The sequence below is a fragment of the Paenibacillus typhae genome (genome assembly GCF_900099765.1).
GTDB classification, from domain to species: domain Bacteria; phylum Bacillota; class Bacilli; order Paenibacillales; family Paenibacillaceae; genus Paenibacillus_AQ; species Paenibacillus_AQ typhae.
On sequence record NZ_FNDX01000002.1, the window covers coordinates 255,983 to 272,371 of the forward strand.

Here is a 16,389-nt window from a genome sequence, read left to right on the forward strand (position 1 = left end):
AAGGACGGAGTTTACTTACCATGTCATTTTGTTAATATAACATGAAACATTTTTGCGTGACAATGATATTAATATCATGGTTGCGATTCCCAGTTTACCGGAGTACAGGACGCATATAATAGTCTCTTAATACCTGTTCCGCTTCTTTGCCGTAAATGTCAAATCCGACGTTGGCAGCAGCTTCTTCTGCAGGATACAGCTTGGTGCTCCAGTCCCACCAGAAGAAACCGGCAAACCAGGCTTCGTCCCAGAAGGTCTCCAGCGCCGAACGGTAGAAATTCGCCTGCTCCTGCTGGGAAACGGGAAGCTCCTTATGCGAGAAATCCCAAGGCATGGTTGCACAGCCGAGCGCACTGCGGCAGCCGATTTCAATAAAGACCAGCGGCTTGCCGAACCGGTCAGACAGTGCCTTAAGCCGCGGCTTCTGCCGCTCCCAGGAGGCCCGCATGTTCTCGAAGGTATCCCCCGGAACTGAGGCTACCGGATAATAGGCGCTTGTTCCGATATAATCCACCTCATCAAGCCATTCGATCCCTTCCTCTTTTCCGTGATTGGCATTGTATACGATCGGTCCGGTGTATAGGCTTTTGACCTCACTGATCAGATTACGCCATTCTGTCTCCCGCGACTCTGTAGCCACCATCTCACAGCCGATGCAGAACAGCTCGCACTCCAGCTCCTCCGCCAGCTCAGCATAATGCTTAATAAAGTTCGTATAGGATTTGAACCAGGCCGCCCAGTAAATGTCGCCATCCTCAGGAAAGCCGATCCGTGCCCGCCAGATCCCGTCTCTTGAATTAACCACAGGTTTAAGGCAGACCTTCAGCCCCAGCTGCTTGGCAAGCTTCACGGTATGCTCAATATCACGGTCGGTCATCGTATATCCGTAGTCAAAATAAATCTCTGTAGAATGCACCGTATCCTGCCATGTCCAAAAGGAAAGCGCAATCCATTCACTTCCCGTTTCCGCCAGCTTTCTAAGAGAATCCTCGGCATAGGGCTGTCTGTACGCCCCTCTGGTTGATTCCCAGCCATAAGTCATTCCTTTAAAAAATGTTTCGTTCACCGCTGTATCCTCCCATTGATAAAGTCATCAGCTTCTCTCCGCTGTATAACATTTATAATTACTGTCTATCTTTTGTTAGGATAATTGAAAAACAAAATAATAACAAGTTATAATTAAAGAAAACTTTATACTAACAAACACTTATGCTGTAGGAACGCAAAAAAACCGTGGACATACACGTCCTCCGGCTGATAAAAATTAGGGTTATAGCGAAAAAAAGCTGTATTCTGCCTTGTATGATTAGGAATTCAGTCACTCTCTAACTGCGGCTTACTTTTCCGGCATGCTGATCTCAAGTTTAGCCATCGCCTCTTCCTTCTCCCGGCTCGTAATATGCGTATAGACAGTCGTTGTCTGAATCGAAGAATGACCCAGCAGCTCCTGTACTGTGCGCAAATCCGCTCCCTTGCGCAGCAGCATAGTAGCGAAGGAATGACGCAGCTTATGGCTGGAATACGGCCGGCGGTGTGCCTCGGGCACATTCTGCTGGAAACGTTCAAAGGTACCGGCTGCAATGCCCTGAATCCCGCGGATCGATAGCCTCCGGCCTTTTTGCGAGATAAACATCGCTTCCTCCTTACTTCGCCACGGTGACAAACGCCCGGCAATCGCCTCCTCCAGATAAGGTGCGACAGCATCCGGAACAGGGACATTCCGCCATTTGCGCCCTTTACCAAACACACGGAGCGAGCGGCGGTCAGGGCTGTAATCATTAAGATTGAGCGTGTGCACTTCCCCTACCCGCAGCCCCATATACGACATTAATAGGAAGACAGCCAGATTTCGGCTGCGGTACTTACCGCTGACCGCTGACAAAAACTGCTGCAGATCACCTTCATCCAGATAAACCGGCTCACGGTTTTTTTCGGTTTTGGATTTTTTGATGCCTGCAGCCGGATTAACCGTCAGCAGCTCGAGCTCCATCAGGGCCCGGAACAGGCAGTTAATAGAGGCATGCTTGCGGTTACGCGTCGAATCACTGACCCCCCGTTCACGCACGGAGGTCAAATAAGAGACCACATGCAGCTTTTTGACGGACTCCAGCCGCTTGCCGTTAAGTCCGTTCAGAAACTCCCGAACATCCGCCAGATAGGATTTCTGGGTGTATGCCGTAAATCCGGCATCCTTCATCCAGATCAGGAAAGCCTCCAGCTCCTCTTCATAATCATTTTCGTATTCAGTCACTGCTGCTCACCTCCGTTATTGCGCCAATTGGCTGCATGGTTCTGAACCATCTGCAAAAACTGCTGCAGTGCAGGTGACATCCACTTTTTGTTATGGTAAACGATTTGTGTAGCTACCCGCTGGGACTCATCATTCCAGTTAAGCCGCGCCAGCTTGCCTTCTGCCAGCTCGTTTCGGACCGTGATCAGCGGCAGGAAGGATATGCCCAGACCGGACATCACACACTGCTTAATCGCTTCGATGCTCCAGAATTCCAGGTTGGGATCAGGAAAAACCCCATGGCTGTTGAGATGACGCTCAAATAATGTACGGTAGGTACAGCCTGTCTCTGTATGCAGGATCGTATGATCCTTGAGATCAAGCGGCACAACCTCCTTCAGACGTACAAGCGGATGATCGAGCGGCGCAACCAGGGTCATAGCTTCATGAATCAGCGTTTCGCAGATTAAGTCCTTATATTCTGTTTCGGGCTGGAGCAGAAAGGCAAGATCAAGCTCGCCGGTCCGGACGAACTCAGTTAACTCCCAGCAGGCTCCCGGCTTGAGGGTAATCTGCACCTTCGGATGCCTGCCGCGGAATTCCTTGATGATCCCCGGCAGGCGAAAGGCTGCCAGCGATTCCGGTGCACCAATGCGCAGTACGCCTGACAGCTCTGTTTCGGAGCGCAGCGCATCCTGGGCCAGGGCATGCATCCGGGAGATTTCCTGGGCATAGGGCAGCAGGCGGCGCCCGGCATCGGTCAGAATAATTTTTTTGCCGATCCGGTCAAATAAAGGCTGGCCGAGCTCGGTTTCCAGCGCCTGAATCTGCGCTGTTATGCTTGATTGCGCATAGTCCAGCTTCTGGGCGGCTCTTGTAAAGCTGCCAGCTTCGACGACAACCAGGAAAGTAAATAAATGACGGGATTCCATAATCCGCTTACCGGCCTCCTATCGGTATTTCGAATGGATGGTATTCGATAATTCCGTTTTTCCAATGGATCTATTATCTGATACTCTATACATAAATACAAGGAAAGCGGGACATTTAGATGAAGCAAAATCATTCCTTACAACGAAATATCGGCATGCCGCAGGCCATTGCCCTCTATATTGGAGCCGTGCTCGGATCAGGGGTACTGATCGTGCCCGGCCTGGCGGCTGAAATGGCCGGACCGGCATCCCTGCTGGCCTGGGGCTTCATGACCCTGCTCATTCTTCCGCTGGCGTTGTCGATGGGACTGCTGTCGGCCAAGTATCCAAACGCCGGCGGAGTCTCTCATTTCGTCACTCTTGCTTTCGGGCCACGGGCCGGGGCAATGGTCGGCTGGTTCTTCCTGATGTCCGTCCCGATCGGCGGACCGGTTGCTGCCTTGACGGGAGCAGGCTATATGACTGCCGCCATGGGCTGGGGTGACGGGGCAAGAATCGCCCTTGCCTCCGCTATGCTGGCAATTGGACTGATCACGAACTGGATCGGGATGCAGGTCGCCGGCAAAGTGCAAATCGCCGTTGTGATCGCAATTGTCTCCGTGCTGGTCTTCTCATTCGCCGCAGCGCTTCCCCGGATGGAGAGTGCACATTTCACCCCGTTTATGCCTCACGGCTGGACCAGCATCGGGCAGGCCGCGGCAATTCTGTTCTGGTGCTTTATCGGCTGGGAAGCGGTGTCCCATCTGTCTGAAGAATTTAAAGACCCGCAGCGGGCGGCAATTAAAGGGGTCACCATTGCCGCGGTTATTGTAGGGTTTTTGTATTTCCTGTCTGCGCTGGCGACAGTCGGCACACAGAGCTATCTGCGCGGCGGCGCCGACTCCTCACTGGTATGGATCATCAGCCAGCCGCTGGGAGCATGGGGCGGATTTATCGCGGGGCTTACCGGTATGTTCATCTGTACTGCCACCATCATCGCTTACACCAGTGCCGCTTCGCGCGTGGCTTTTGCTTTAGCCCGTCAGGGCTATGCCCCCCGGTGGATGAGCCGCCTGACGGCACGGTTTCAGACCCCATCGGGTGCCACAATGTTCCTAATGGGCTGCTATGCACTGGTGCTATTCCTTTATGGAAGCGGCCTGCTGTCCATCACCACCCTGATCCAGTTTCCGAACGCCACCTTTATTCTGACCTATATCGGAGGCTGTGCCGCAGGCATCCGGCTGCTGAAAGGCAGCCGGATGGGCGTAATAATCAGCTGGATTTCTTTTACCGCGACTGTGGCCGTATTTCCGTTTACCGGCTGGGCAATTGGCTACCCGGTTGTGATAGTCGCATGCTTTACCGCTGTTGTCTGGCTTCGGAACAGCCGGAGCTCTATGCCTGATCTTCAGGAGAAAGAACCTCAACAGAATAAGTCGAATGTGATTTAATCCAAATGTGTATGTGTGCATTTGTCACACGAAACAGGCCGCGAAATCCCTTAATCTATAAGGAATCGCGGCCTTTTAATATTCGTTCCAAGCTATCTAACTTCAAAAGCAAACACCGCCGAGGTCTGATTCAAAGTATGCACACCGTCTTCGGTGGTCCAATTAGCAAAATACATAAAGTAGTAAACGCCTTTCTCTTCAGGTGCTGTAAACCCTCCATCAGTTAAAGGAACCGGATCATATGCATGTTCATCTACGACTGGTGTTACTATAACACTTGACGGCTGCGGCTCATAATTCAGGACGGTATCGATTCTTTCACCCGGCTGAACAACGGTCAGTGTCTGGCCGTCATACATCATCTCACCAATGGCAGTATCTGCACAGCCCAGATAATCCCAGCAATAGCTGGCCTGTACAGCCGGAATTTCCGCAGCTCCAGCCGTTATTACAGGTAACGGCGGCTTTGCCCTGTAGGGCCTATCTGCTTGGGTCGCTGTCTCAACAGCAGACGTACCCGCTGGTTTAGCCGGCGCAGCGGGTTCAGCTGTCTGTTTCGGTTCTACTGTCTGCTTAGGTACTACTGTCTGCTTAGGCTCTGGTGACGGCGTGCTATGTATTGGATTATCTGCAGTGTTATGCCGGCTGCAAGCAGAGAGCATCATTACGAGCAGTACAATATAAGTTAATTTCAGATCTATTTTCACAATATTCACCTCACACCTGTATAGACGGATAACTTGGTAAAAAGTTGCTTTTTATCATTTCCTTAACATCCCTTTTACGTTTCCTGCACGTGTGAATCGTTTCAGACTGTTCGCAGCGGGTTATGGATGGAGAAGAGAATACCTAATATTCATCACGCAAAGGAGAGATAAACATATGTCTGATTATAACAAAATCGTACTAGAGCCAGCTGCCCTGCAATTTGCGAACGATAATTCGGAGCCACCTTTTCTGCCTGACCTTGGTCCGGAAAAGGGCCGGGAAACAGTAAACAGTGTTCAGTCCGGCGAAATAGATAAACCCGCGGTTGACATTCAGGATCTTACCGTCCCTGGCGGTCCCGGCGGTAGTGTGCCGGTGCGGATTATCCGTCCGCTGAACAGAGTCGGTGACGATCTGCCGGTCATCCTCTATATTCATGGCGCCGGCTGGGTGTTCGGCAACAGCCACACCCATGACCGGCTCATCCGCGAGCTTGCAGTCGGTGCTGAAGCTGCAATCGTTTTTCCTGAATACAGCCTGTCCCCGGAAGCTAAATACCCTACCGCTATTGAAGAAATCTATGCCGTTCTGGAATGGGTTGCCAGGGACGGCGGTAAAAATGGGCTGGACAGCGGGAATGTGACCGTGGCCGGTGACAGTGTCGGCGGAAATATGACAGCTGCCATTACCCTGATGGCTAAGGAGCGCAGCGGACCGAAGATTGCCAAGCAGCTGCTGTTCTATCCGGTAACGGATGCAGCATTTGATACGGAATCGTATCATCTGTTCGCAGAAGGCTATTTCCTGCAGCGGACCGGCATGCAATGGTTCTGGGATCAATATACAACTGACCCCGAAGAACGGGCGCAGATCACCGCCTCTCCGCTCCGGGCCAGCCTGGAGCAGCTGAGCGGTCTGCCGGAAGCGCTGATTATTACCGGAGAAGCGGACGTCCTGCGCGATGAAGGCGAAGCTTATGCCAATAAGCTGCGCGAAGCCGGGGTACCCGTTACCGCTGTACGATTCCAGGGGATTATCCATGACTTCGTGATGCTGAATGCACTGGCAGATACCGAAGCGAAAAAGGGTGCCTTGCTCCTGGCAACTGCCTGGCTGAAGAACTAAATCTTTTTACTGTGAATTCATATACAGAAACAGAAACAAGCCCGCATCCGGAGATGATCCGTGCGGGCTTGTTGCATTATTTTTAATACTCTTTTTGTGATTTATTAGCTATTATTTCCTGATAGAGAATATAGGAGGATTGAAATACCTCCCCCCTGCCACTTTTTTTGCCGCTATTTTCTCTGGGCATAAAACTCCGCTGCCTTCACCAGCATATCCTTCAATGAACCGAACGAGGTCGTTTGATTCACATGCTCATTCAGCTGATCCGGGGGCAGGGATTTCAGGTCCTCCGCTGAGGAGCCTGAAAAACCCCCGCTTTGCAGCAGCTCCTTCAGAGACTGAAACGGAGTGAATTGTTGCAGGAACGAGCTGGACAGCAGCTGGTCGACCGGCAGCTTTTGTAACAGCTGATCCAGCGGCAGCTGGTCAAGCGGAAACTTTTGCAGCAGCTCGCCAATGTTACCGTCTTTGACTGTATTCATAAGACCCTGAACCTTATCGCCCAGTCCTCCGAGATTAAATCCCATGATTGTTCCTCCTCTAAGTTGTAGTTGCTTTTTAATTACCCAAATCGGCTAAACCCGAATATAGGTAACATATATATTGTTATGTAAACTTGTTAACTGAATAAATCCTATCTCACGGCTAATTCCAGTTTTTCTCAAATCAACATTTGCACTTCTTTTCCAATAAATATATTATTTTCATAACCAATCAGCAACTAATCGCCTGATCCGGGGGTCAATAAAGTATAATACTTTCAAGGAGTTGATCCCTGTGTCCAAAACCACTCTCGGGCTTGCTTTGCTGCTGGCCGCCGGCCTGCTTACATATGGTCTTGTCACCGCTGCGCATGAAACAGATTCCAGCCAAAACACCCAGAAACCGAATGAAGTTACAGAAGAAGCGACTTCAGTAAAAATAACGCCACAGCCGTCTCCGGAAGCTGTCACACCCCTTCAGGTTTTATGGGAGGCTGACACTGACGGCAGCGGCATGTACTCGGATGATCCGCCTGCCTCAAACGGCTTTTTTTACTATTCACACAATAATATTCTAAACGCCGTCAGCATTTCCTCCGGGACAATCGCATGGACCTTTGAGAACGCCAGAACGCCAGAAATCATCACTGATAGCGCCATTTATACTATAAGCGGCAGCGATCACCTCGTTAAGCTGTCAGCGGACACAGGAAAGCAGCTCTGGAGCACGCAAGTTGCCAAGCAACCTATAGAAATCGGCGGACACGCCCGCTTGAGCGGTGATACAATCCTGTTTGCCAATGAAAGCGGCGGTGTAGCCGCCTACGATCCTGAAACAGGCAGGCAGCTGTGGTCCAATCCTGAGATTCCGATGTATGCCGGCACTATTCATGGTGAGCATAAAGGGATTCTGATCGTATCCAGCACCATTGATAATATACGCTCGCAATACTTTGGTCTGGACCCGGTGACCGGACAGCAGCTGTGGCGCACGGAAGGCATCTTAAGCCCTGTTGCAGCACATGAAGATAACATGATACTGCGCGAGACGGCTGCTGAGCAATACATCCCCGGGGAATCAACGGTATCCGGTCACCTCCTGAACCTTGTTAGGTTGGATTCTGCAACAGGACAACTGAAAGAGCAAGAAAAACTTCAGCCGCTGGAGGATGTACGCATGATAGGAAGCAGCTTAGCTCTAATTGAGCAGCCCTATGTATATACGGTTGACGGCAAGCCGGATCAAGCAGAAAGCTATCTTACCCGGTTTACCCTGGGTCAAACCAATGATTCAGACGTCAAAACCTATGATGATTACGGCGCATGGGTAGCTGGTCCTGCAGACGGAATGGCCTTTTTCCAGCAAAATAATATCCTGACCGGTGTTCATCTGGCGGATGACCGCACTGTTACCTTTGCAGCTCCAGCCAAGGAGCTGACTCTGATTCAAAAGCGGGGAAATGCTGTATTTGCCAGCTATAATAACGGCAGCTTCATCATCATGGATGCCAGTACCGGTGACATAGCCGGTAAATTAGACACCGGGTTAACCTACACTTATTTTGGCGATATCATCATCTCCGGAGCAACCGTGCTGGTGCGTTTTGAGAACAAAACCTTTGCACTGGATATGCCCAAATCGTTGTTATAATACTTAAGAAACCAGGAGCCTAAGATTATGCCCTTAACCTTTGCACATCCGGCAATCATTTTACCTTTTTCCCGTAAAAGCACTTATGTACACTTTTCCGCCATGGTGCTTGGAAGCATGTCACCGGATTTCGAGTATTTTGTCAGAGGCAGGCCTGTCGCCGAGATTGGGCATACCTTCAGCGGATTTCTTGTGTTCAATCTGCCGCTGGTTGCTGTCATCTGTCTGATCTATCATTATTTTGTACACCGGACTTTAATGAGCCATCTGCCGCATTTTCTTCAAGACACTTACACACATAGAACAGCTGCAAGGCCTGTAACCCGGATATTCGTTTTCATCTATTCAGCACTCTTCGGCATGCTTACGCATGTGGCCTGGGATGCCTTCACCCACAAACAGGGACTTATGGTGACTAAATTTCCTGGATTGTTTAACCACATCTTCAGCGTGTACGGTCATGATATCCCTTTATACAAATTCCTTCAGCATGGCAGCACAGTATTCGGGCTTAGTCTGATCCTCGGATATCTGGTTCTCAGGAGCCGTTCCGGTAAGCAGGGGCCTTCCAGTAAATCCGTTAAGCAAAAATATCTTTTCTGGTCCGCTGTTTGCCTGTCCGCTGTCCTCATACTTTGTATCTGGTATTTCACTGCGCCAGTGTCCCTGTCTAGCTATGGCGTACATGTGGTAAGGATCGTTGATGCCTGCTGCCTGGGTCTGCTCGGTGTCTGCTTGTTTCCCAAATACCGCGAGAACCGGATCAGCAGCCCATAAAACCAACACAAACAGGACTTCCCCAGGGAAGCCCTGTTCTGCTGCTGCCTCTAATCTAACGCCCGCACAAACCCGCCGATTCTCCGGGCCGCCTCCACCAGCTTCGTCTCATCCTCCACCAGCGCAATCCGCACAAACCCTTCGCCCTGTACGCCAAAAGCATACCCCGGGATAATCGCCACCCCGGTCTTAAGCAGCAGCTCCTGTGCAAACCGCCGTGACCGCCCCGTCTGACCGGCACAATAATCCTCCGGAAGCGGCGCCCAGATAAACATTGTGGCCTTAGGGCTTGGTACAGTCCAGCCTTCCTGTGCCAGCGCCTGCACGAACACATTCCGTCTGTGTTCATAGAGCGGCGCAACCTCCAGCCGTCCATCCCCCTGCATCGCCAGCTTCAGGGCAAGAACTGCCGCTTCCTGCACCGGATTAAATACACCGTAATCCACATTGCTCTTGAGTTCACGGAGCGCGCCCACCGCTTCACGGTTACCTGTCATGAAACCGATGCGGCAGCCGGCCATATTAAAGCTTTTTGAAAAAGAGTGAAACTCCACTGCTGTATGTATCGCTCCAGGTACCTGCAGAATACTTAAAGGCCGGTAACCGTCAAAGCCCATCTCTGAGTAAGCCAGATCATGGATGATCAGCACCTCCCACTTCCGGGCCAGCCCTACCAGCTTCTCCATGTATGCATAGTCCGCCGTAACCGAAATGGGATTCCCCGGGAAGGCAAGCAGGATAAAAACAGCCTTTTGCCATACCTCGTCCGGAATGCTGTCCAGATCAGGCAGGAAATCATTGTCTGCAAGCAGCGGCAGCGGCCAGGCCTCCACACCGGCAATAGCGAGTGAGCCTGAATAAATGGGATACCCCGGGTCAGGGACAATCGCCAGATCCCCGGGATTGCATATGGCCAAGGCCAGATGCGCCAGCCCGTCCTGGGAACCCATTAGCGACACCAGTTCCTCCTCCGGATCCACTTCGACGCCAAACCGCCAGCTCATCCATTTTGCGGCCTGTTCGCGGAACTTTCCGCTTCCTTTCGATGCTGGGTAAGAATAACTGTCGTCACGGAGCACGGCAGCACTCAATGCTTCACGGATCTCCGGGGCCGGTGCCTGGTCGGGGCTGCCGATGCCAAGGTCAATAACCTCGAGTCCGGACTTTCGTGCCTGCTCCTTCCATTCTGCCACCTCTGCAAAAATGGATGAGCCTAAATGGGAAAGCTTGTCCGATCTCCACTTTTGGACGGAGCCTGAATTGTTGATTGTCATATCTCTCCACCTGTCTGTTTTTGAATCATTATAGCATGCGGGGTGCAGATACGGATGCAGTGCATTGTAACTGGTCGATAATGGTAAAAAATCACTTTAATTAAGCTGGATCTTGTCCGTGAACGGTTAGTAAAATCAATTTAAATAAAAACAGCGTATAATTTATGTTATACGCTGTTTTTTCAGGCTGGAATTGCCTGCTTTTTGACCCAAATGACGCACTTTTTGAGCATAGCAATTTTAGAGCTTGCCGCAGCGCTGGAGGTATCCAGACAGACGATTGGCTCACTCGAAAACGGAAGATACAACCCTTCCATCATTCTGGCTTTCAAAATCGCCCATTTTTTCAATCTGTCCGTTGAGGAGATTTTCATCTACGAGGAGGAAGAAAAATGAGAAGATCACCAGCTTTTTATGTAATACTGCTGTTCGCCGGGATCTGCGCAATTGCGGCTAGTTTCTTTTTTAACAATGAGGAGTTTAAGGCTGTCTCGGGTACGTTGATCGGCATCGGGGCCGGCAGTTCGGGGGTCAGTATATCCAATCTGTTAATGATTCGTGCAGCACGCAAAAATCCCGAGCTTGAAAAGCAGGCCATCATTGATTATCACGATGAACGGAATACGGTAATCCGCAACCGCGCCAAAGCCAAGGCCGCAGACATCACTCAATGGCTGATCATGGCGATCGCCTATGTAACGATTCTTATTTCAGTGAACAAAGCAGCGCCAGCCCGCAAAATGAACGATAGTCCTGCGGCTGGCGCTGCCGTACTTCAATTATTAAATGACTACTTCCATAACCGGATCACATTCACCAGCTCTTCCCCGTCAAAATCCAGCCTGTACACATCAGGTTTGGACATGTTTAGCAGGAAATCCAAATCGTATATTTTGTCATAATGATTCATGATCAAAGTCATTACGGCTCCATGTGTCCCTAAAGCTATCTTGCGTCCGTTATAATAGTTTAATAATTCCTTTACGACGGCTATAGCCCTGCCCTGACAATCTGCATTAGACTCCCCGCCCGGCAAAGCAAAATCAGGATCAACAAAGGACAGCTCCAATAAAGGGATTAGCTCCTCATCAGGCAGACGTTTGTCTTCATTCAGGAAGATTCTTTCTTTAAGATCTTCGTATAATATCACCTCTTGGCCGCTGGCCCGAGCCAAATCCTCAATGGTTAGAATGGCTCTTAGATAAGGACTTGAGACAAAAACCTCTATATCTTCTTTTCTTAATATATCCGTAACTTGCAGCGCATCCCTCTTCCCTTTTTCCGTTAAACCTCTGGTTCTTTCGTTATAATCCCCCTCTTTCGTTGGTGATTCACCATGTCTTACCATATAAATCGAAGTGTGCATAGCTTCCTCCTGTACTCCAGTTTTCCGGATGATTAATGAATTACAACCCTCACACTATATTAGAAATAACTGGAATGTCAAATATACGAAGTAATAGTCCCGTCTGGACAGGCATAGGATAGGGTATTACGAATGAAGGTGGGAATACTCATGTCCAAGAACAAACGCGGCAAAGCACTCTGGCGGCTGCCGTCCCGCAGTAGAGGAACCTGTCCAATCTGTGGAAGCACACGGATCAAGCTGCTCTATATCGGTAAAAGCGCCGACGGCGGCAAGCTGGATGTCTGCAAAAAGTGTGACGGCAAGCAGGCGGTCTAACACATTTTCGCGAATATGATGCCAGCTGTAAAAAAGCACTCATAACAAAGGGGAGCACCGTCTCGTACGGCACTCCCCTTTTCTTTATCCGGTCAGTTCAAGTCCTGCAATTCATTCCGCGGCATCCAGTTACGGACTCCGTTATCCTCCAGAATCCCTAAGGTCACATCCGAAATATGCGGATCAGCCAGCAGCTTGTCCCTCACCTTAAATTTGATGTCATCGGCATCAGCCAGCGTCAGCCCGGTCTTGAGCTCGATCAGGCCTTCAACATGGTAGTAGCGGCCCTCCTGGAGAATGCGCATCTGGTAAATGTCGGTAACCTGGGGCTCTTCAAAAATAATCTTCGCTACCTTCTCCTCAATATCCGGCGGAGCCGCTACACCGATCAATCCTACCATATTGTCATAACCGACACGGAAGGCTACCCCGATCATCATAAACGCAATCAGGATGCTTGTGATTCCGTCCAGCAGATGGAAGCTGGTTAGCGCAGTCACGAGTACAGCAATCAGCGCCAGGAACCCCCCGGTTGTTGCAACAAGGTCTTCGTAAAAAACAAGCCGGGTCGGCGGTGCGGCCCGTTTAACGTTTTTGAGTGAGGCTGTAAACTTGCGGAAGCCCTTGGCTTCCACACGGGCATCGTGCAGCACTTCATTCATTGCTTTCACCCACACAAAGGCGTCCGCCCCGATCGACAGCGCCAGAACCAGCACATTAATCCAGTAGCCGCCTGCCTCTTCAGCCGGATGCTGCAGCAGATGGAAGCCTTCGAGCATCGTTTCATAAGCCATGATGGTAACGACTATTACCGCTATCATACAAAAAAGATTAATGACCCGTCCGAAGCCGTCCGGGAACCGGCGGGTCGGCCGCTTCTCTGCGAGTACACTGCCGGTAAAAACGAACAGCTGATTCACGGCATCGGCGATCGAATGCATCATCGTGGCAAACATCGAACCGCTGCCGGTCAGCGCAAAGGCGACTCCTTTAACAACAGCGATACATGTATTGCCGATTGCTGCAGATCCTGAAGACTTGTTTCCTTTCTTGATTAAGCTTGCCAGACTTTCCGAATTCTCTGCCATAGGTCATGATGCCTCCTCACACGTCTGCATATGTATTTACTTAACCTAAAGGCTTAGATTTCTATCAGGCTTAGCCGGGCATTTGTTCGGTTCTTCATCTGGAATTTAAGAAGCCCACACCCTTAAAACAGGCATGAGCTTCAGCAAGGTAAAGATTAAAATCTCTCATCTGGTGGCTATTATACGCTGATCAGGTTTGTCCAACCCAGTCTGCTCCGGCGATGCTCCGCCAAATGCTGCGGATCTCCTCGTACTGGTCAGCCGGCAGTGCGCCTTTGCTAAGTAATCCGGCATTCTGCTGCCAGCGCTCCGGCTTGGTCGTTCCGACAATGGCGGTATGCACACCGGGCGTGCTGAGAGTAAAGCGCAGTGCCGTCTCCACACTCTCCTGAGGGTCGGCCAAGAAGCCGTAAGACAACTCACGCAGACGGTTCCAGTAGATAAAGGGGTATTCACTCTCGTCCATACTCTCAAACATCCAGGCTGCATTGGCAATCGGGCGTTTTGCGGTTACGCCCATGTTTCGTTTGGCTGCCTCACCCAAGGTCAGGTCAATCGCTTCCTGATCGGCGATATTGACCGAGATTTCCAGACTGTCAAATACGCCGGTCTGCACCGCATACAGCGCATCCTTCCGGTCGCCGCTGTAGCCGATATAACGGGTCTTGCCGGCCTGCTTGGCCCGCTGCAGCACTTCAATAACTGCCCCGTCGCGCAGTACCTCTTCCCGGCAGCTATGCAGGTGGATCATATCCACATAGTCGGTCTGAAGGCGCTGGAGGCTGCGGTCAATACTCTTTTCCAGCAGAACCAGATCCCAGTCCGGATAATCCATACCGGCAGAATGGCCGCATTTGGTGAACAGATAATAATCGCTCCGCCGGGAGCCCAGCGCTTTGCCGATAAGCTCCTCACTATTGCCGTAGCATTCCGCTGTATCAATCAGATTAAGCCCGGCGTCCACTGCGCTTCCCAGCAGCCTGTCTACCGTTTTCTGGTCCGAGCTGCCGATTTCAGAGCCGCCGAAGCCCAGTACACTTACTTCCATGTCTGTATTGCCGTATTTGCGTTTTTCCATAGTAGTTGCCTCCTTTAGCGGTGGGTATGAATTGCGAGAGCTGGGAACTGTCTATGAAGCTGGCACATCTTATACATTATACCCCCGGGTGTAAAAAGGAAACGTTACAGACGGCCGCTAGACTCCGGAAAGCTTGATTTAATCCACAATTTGGAGATATCGAGGAAGCCGAAGGAGCCGGTATGCAGGCCAAAGAGGCTCTGATTAAGCTGGGCTCTTTTGTTCAGATGACAGCCGTACAGCACCCATGCCTGATCCCGGAGAATGGATTCTGTCTGCTCCAGCAGAGCGCTTCTGCTATCCTCATCCAGTTCTGCGAAGCAATCGACGGCCTGCAGGATTTCCGTAAGCTGATGCTCCAGCAGCAGTCTGTGTAAATGATTCGACCGGTTGGCAAAATAATTAATCATCCCCCACTGCCAGTCATCCTCCAGCACCTCCTCCGCAAACACAAAGTCTGCCCTCCCGATAATTTCATCGAGCTGAAAATCCTTATATTCCAGCAGACTAAGCCTTATACCGGCGGCGGCTCCGCGTTGCTGCAGCCATACAGCCTCCTCACGCTCCTCTTTCTTGGCAGTATGGGCAATTGTGATCACTTCGCCGTTGTATCTGCTTAACTGCAGCTGTTCCCTGATTTGAGCCATCCCGGGTTCGGTCCAGTCCGTCCTGCGGCTTAACCAGGGCAAAAAGCTGGCAGCCGGAGTAAGCCGGTTCCCGCCGAGCTCTTTAATCAAGGCTACCGGGTGATACAGCATGCTCATGGACTTGCGGAAATGCGGCTCATGCTGAAGTCCATTTTTACGGAAATTCGTAAGGAGATATCTGCACCCTGTTGCCGGATAGTCAATGCTGTTATTCGTACACAGCGCCGGCGACGGGCGGACCTCCCCCGCTTCGGGCAGCTGGTACTGACGTACACTGGCCCACTTATCGGGCAATGACCATATTTCTACCCGGTCAAGCAGCGGACGGATTCCGTAATAATCATCAAATGCTGCAAGCTCCAGCACATCATCGCTCAGATTAATTACCCGGTAGGGTCCGGTTCCGGATGGGCGGGCAGCATTAAACTCCTGGTCGCACGGCAGAACCGACATATAGACGGAGCTAAGTGCATGCAGAAAAAAACGGTTCGGACGCGACAGATCAAACCGAATACGGTGATCTCCAAGCAGCTCTATACCGGCTACGTCGCGGAAATGCCAGATCGCCGGGCTGTTCTTATCCTTAAGCCGCAGCAGCGTATCCTTCACATTTCTGGATGTCATAACCCGGCCGTGATGAAAACGGACCCCTTTGCGCAGATAAAAAATGTAGCTGGTATAGTCCCTGTTCGTTTCCCACATATGGGCTAGGCCCGGAGTGAAGCTGCCTGTGGAAGCCTCGTAGGTCAACAGGGTACTGAATATTTGTCCGAGCAAAAAGGCCTCAAATGCGGTATAGACAGAAGCGGAGTCCAGCTCCTCCATCCGCCGGTTGCTGGTGATCCGCAGGACGTCCAGACCGGTTGTTGAATCCGCTTCACTGTGGTAGCCCATCTGCTTATTCAGAACGGCCAGAAGGCGTTCCTTCAGCGGACTATTCACCTCGGGAAGCCCGATCAGCTCGATCCCCTGCTTGATTTTTCCGTTATTGACCAGCTCAAGCAGCAGCTCTTCCATTACATCTTCTTCACTGCGCAGAAAAGTAATAGCCGAGAAATGGCCTCTGCCTCTGCCCGGCCGCCAATGAATCAGCGCCTTCTCTTCAAGCCGGCGCAATATGAATTTGACGTTACGTGGGGTGCAGCACAGCACCTCCCCCAGTCCCTCAATGCTTGCCGGAAGCGGCTCCTGCAGCCTGGAGAGGCTGTTGAACCCCGCCGATATCCGGAGATAGTGTACGATATGGTTATCCATTGGGTATGCTCCTGTTAAAGGTG

Annotated in this window: 17 protein-coding genes; 7 read left to right on the plus strand and 10 right to left on the minus strand. The window is 51.1% G+C overall.

The features are described 5' to 3' along the window. Positions 1-94: 94 nt before the first annotated feature. The 3 genes from BLR64_RS02795 to BLR64_RS02805 form a co-directional block, all read right to left on the minus strand. Positions 95-1,066: a glycoside hydrolase family 113 gene (locus tag BLR64_RS02795; protein WP_244157594.1), complete on the minus strand. Its 972-nt coding sequence runs from the start codon at positions 1,064-1,066 to the stop codon at positions 95-97. 270 nt (positions 1,067-1,336) lie between these two features. After that, positions 1,337-2,251 (minus strand): tyrosine-type recombinase/integrase, encoded by a 915-nt coding sequence (locus BLR64_RS02800; protein ID WP_090711985.1) that lies wholly within the window; start codon positions 2,249-2,251, stop codon positions 1,337-1,339. Continuing rightward, on the minus strand, positions 2,248-3,162 hold the full coding sequence (locus BLR64_RS02805; RefSeq protein ID WP_090711987.1) for a LysR family transcriptional regulator: 915 nt from the start codon (positions 3,160-3,162) through the stop codon (positions 2,248-2,250). Before BLR64_RS02805 ends, BLR64_RS02800 begins: the two co-directional genes overlap by 4 nt. A gap of 119 nt (positions 3,163-3,281) precedes the next feature. Between BLR64_RS02805 and BLR64_RS02810 the strand changes: the two genes are divergently transcribed. Beyond that, a complete protein-coding gene (locus tag BLR64_RS02810) occupies positions 3,282-4,595 on the plus strand; it encodes an amino acid permease (protein WP_090711989.1) in 1,314 nt (437 codons plus the stop codon). A gap of 92 nt (positions 4,596-4,687) precedes the next feature. Here the strand turns inward: BLR64_RS02810 and BLR64_RS02815 are convergent, their stop codons facing one another. Beyond that, a complete protein-coding gene (locus BLR64_RS02815) occupies positions 4,688-5,302 on the minus strand; it encodes a hypothetical protein (RefSeq protein ID WP_090711991.1) in 615 nt (204 codons plus the stop codon). Between the two features lie 175 nt (positions 5,303-5,477). Here BLR64_RS02815 and BLR64_RS02820 point away from each other — a divergent pair, with 175 nt between their 5' ends. Further along, on the plus strand, positions 5,478-6,428 hold the full coding sequence (locus tag BLR64_RS02820) for an alpha/beta hydrolase (RefSeq protein WP_090711993.1): 951 nt from the start codon (positions 5,478-5,480) through the stop codon (positions 6,426-6,428). Between the two features lie 173 nt (positions 6,429-6,601). Here the strand turns inward: BLR64_RS02820 and BLR64_RS02825 are convergent, their stop codons facing one another. Then, positions 6,602-6,958 (minus strand): hypothetical protein, encoded by a 357-nt coding sequence (locus BLR64_RS02825; RefSeq protein WP_090711995.1) that lies wholly within the window; start codon positions 6,956-6,958, stop codon positions 6,602-6,604. A gap of 250 nt (positions 6,959-7,208) precedes the next feature. Between BLR64_RS02825 and BLR64_RS02830 the strand changes: the two genes are divergently transcribed. Further along, positions 7,209-8,564, plus strand: a complete 1,356-nt coding sequence (locus tag BLR64_RS02830) for an outer membrane protein assembly factor BamB family protein (protein WP_090711997.1) — start codon at positions 7,209-7,211, stop codon at positions 8,562-8,564. Between the two features lie 27 nt (positions 8,565-8,591). Next, positions 8,592-9,341 carry a DUF4184 family protein gene (locus BLR64_RS02835; RefSeq protein WP_090711999.1) on the plus strand — a complete coding sequence of 250 codons (750 nt, stop codon included), beginning with the start codon at positions 8,592-8,594 and terminating at the stop codon, positions 9,339-9,341. Between the two features lie 50 nt (positions 9,342-9,391). Here the strand turns inward: BLR64_RS02835 and BLR64_RS02840 are convergent, their stop codons facing one another. Further along, on the minus strand, positions 9,392-10,615 hold the full coding sequence (locus tag BLR64_RS02840; protein ID WP_090712002.1) for an aminotransferase class I/II-fold pyridoxal phosphate-dependent enzyme: 1,224 nt from the start codon (positions 10,613-10,615) through the stop codon (positions 9,392-9,394). 225 nt (positions 10,616-10,840) lie between these two features. On the opposite strand from BLR64_RS02840, the gene BLR64_RS02845 reads away from it, so the two are divergent. Together BLR64_RS02845 and BLR64_RS29950 are read left to right on the plus strand one after the other, a co-directional pair. Next, on the plus strand, positions 10,841-11,011 hold the full coding sequence (locus BLR64_RS02845; RefSeq protein WP_415840980.1) for a helix-turn-helix transcriptional regulator: 171 nt from the start codon (positions 10,841-10,843) through the stop codon (positions 11,009-11,011). Beyond that, positions 11,008-11,517: a hypothetical protein gene (locus BLR64_RS29950; RefSeq protein WP_139171900.1), complete on the plus strand. Its 510-nt coding sequence runs from the start codon at positions 11,008-11,010 to the stop codon at positions 11,515-11,517. Before BLR64_RS02845 ends, BLR64_RS29950 begins: the two co-directional genes overlap by 4 nt. Here BLR64_RS29950 and BLR64_RS02850 read toward each other — a convergent pair. Further along, positions 11,406-11,981: a histidine phosphatase family protein gene (locus tag BLR64_RS02850; protein ID WP_090712003.1), complete on the minus strand. Its 576-nt coding sequence runs from the start codon at positions 11,979-11,981 to the stop codon at positions 11,406-11,408. The genes BLR64_RS29950 and BLR64_RS02850 overlap by 112 nt on opposite strands. 150 nt (positions 11,982-12,131) lie before the next feature. On the opposite strand from BLR64_RS02850, the gene BLR64_RS30195 reads away from it, so the two are divergent. Beyond that, a complete protein-coding gene (locus BLR64_RS30195) occupies positions 12,132-12,299 on the plus strand; it encodes a hypothetical protein (RefSeq protein WP_167360583.1) in 168 nt (55 codons plus the stop codon). A gap of 92 nt (positions 12,300-12,391) precedes the next feature. On the opposite strand, the gene BLR64_RS02855 is transcribed toward BLR64_RS30195, so the two are convergent. From BLR64_RS02855 to BLR64_RS02865, 3 genes are all read right to left on the minus strand, one after another. Then, positions 12,392-13,387 carry a cation diffusion facilitator family transporter gene (locus tag BLR64_RS02855; RefSeq protein ID WP_090712005.1) on the minus strand — a complete coding sequence of 332 codons (996 nt, stop codon included), beginning with the start codon at positions 13,385-13,387 and terminating at the stop codon, positions 12,392-12,394. A gap of 190 nt (positions 13,388-13,577) precedes the next feature. Beyond that, positions 13,578-14,465, minus strand: a complete 888-nt coding sequence (locus BLR64_RS02860) for an aldo/keto reductase (protein WP_090712007.1) — start codon at positions 14,463-14,465, stop codon at positions 13,578-13,580. A 104-nt stretch (positions 14,466-14,569) separates the two neighbouring features. Continuing rightward, on the minus strand, positions 14,570-16,366 hold the full coding sequence (locus BLR64_RS02865; protein WP_090712009.1) for an ABC transporter substrate-binding protein: 1,797 nt from the start codon (positions 16,364-16,366) through the stop codon (positions 14,570-14,572). Between the last annotated feature and the right edge of the window lie 23 nt (positions 16,367-16,389).

Bases quoted from the DNA above. Each gene is read 5' to 3' on its own strand.
- BLR64_RS02805 (WP_090711987.1), bottom strand. From the start codon at position 3,162: ATGGAATCCCGTCATTTATTTACTTTCCTGGTTGTCGTCGAAGCTGGC.
- BLR64_RS02860 (WP_090712007.1), bottom strand. From the start codon at position 14,465: ATGGAAAAACGCAAATACGGCAATACAGACATGGAAGTAAGTGTACTG.
- BLR64_RS02810 (WP_090711989.1), top strand. From the start codon at position 3,282: ATGAAGCAAAATCATTCCTTACAACGAAATATCGGCATGCCGCAGGCC.
- BLR64_RS30195 (WP_167360583.1), top strand. From the start codon at position 12,132: ATGTCCAAGAACAAACGCGGCAAAGCACTCTGGCGGCTGCCGTCCCGC.
- BLR64_RS02850 (WP_090712003.1), bottom strand. From the start codon at position 11,981: ATGCACACTTCGATTTATATGGTAAGACATGGTGAATCACCAACGAAA.
- BLR64_RS02855 (WP_090712005.1), bottom strand. From the start codon at position 13,387: ATGGCAGAGAATTCGGAAAGTCTGGCAAGCTTAATCAAGAAAGGAAAC.
- BLR64_RS02865 (WP_090712009.1), bottom strand. From the start codon at position 16,366: ATGGATAACCATATCGTACACTATCTCCGGATATCGGCGGGGTTCAAC.
- BLR64_RS02840 (WP_090712002.1), bottom strand. From the start codon at position 10,615: ATGACAATCAACAATTCAGGCTCCGTCCAAAAGTGGAGATCGGACAAG.
- BLR64_RS29950 (WP_139171900.1), top strand. From the start codon at position 11,008: ATGAGAAGATCACCAGCTTTTTATGTAATACTGCTGTTCGCCGGGATC.
- BLR64_RS02825 (WP_090711995.1), bottom strand. From the start codon at position 6,958: ATGGGATTTAATCTCGGAGGACTGGGCGATAAGGTTCAGGGTCTTATG.
- BLR64_RS02820 (WP_090711993.1), top strand. From the start codon at position 5,478: ATGTCTGATTATAACAAAATCGTACTAGAGCCAGCTGCCCTGCAATTT.
- BLR64_RS02835 (WP_090711999.1), top strand. From the start codon at position 8,592: ATGCCCTTAACCTTTGCACATCCGGCAATCATTTTACCTTTTTCCCGT.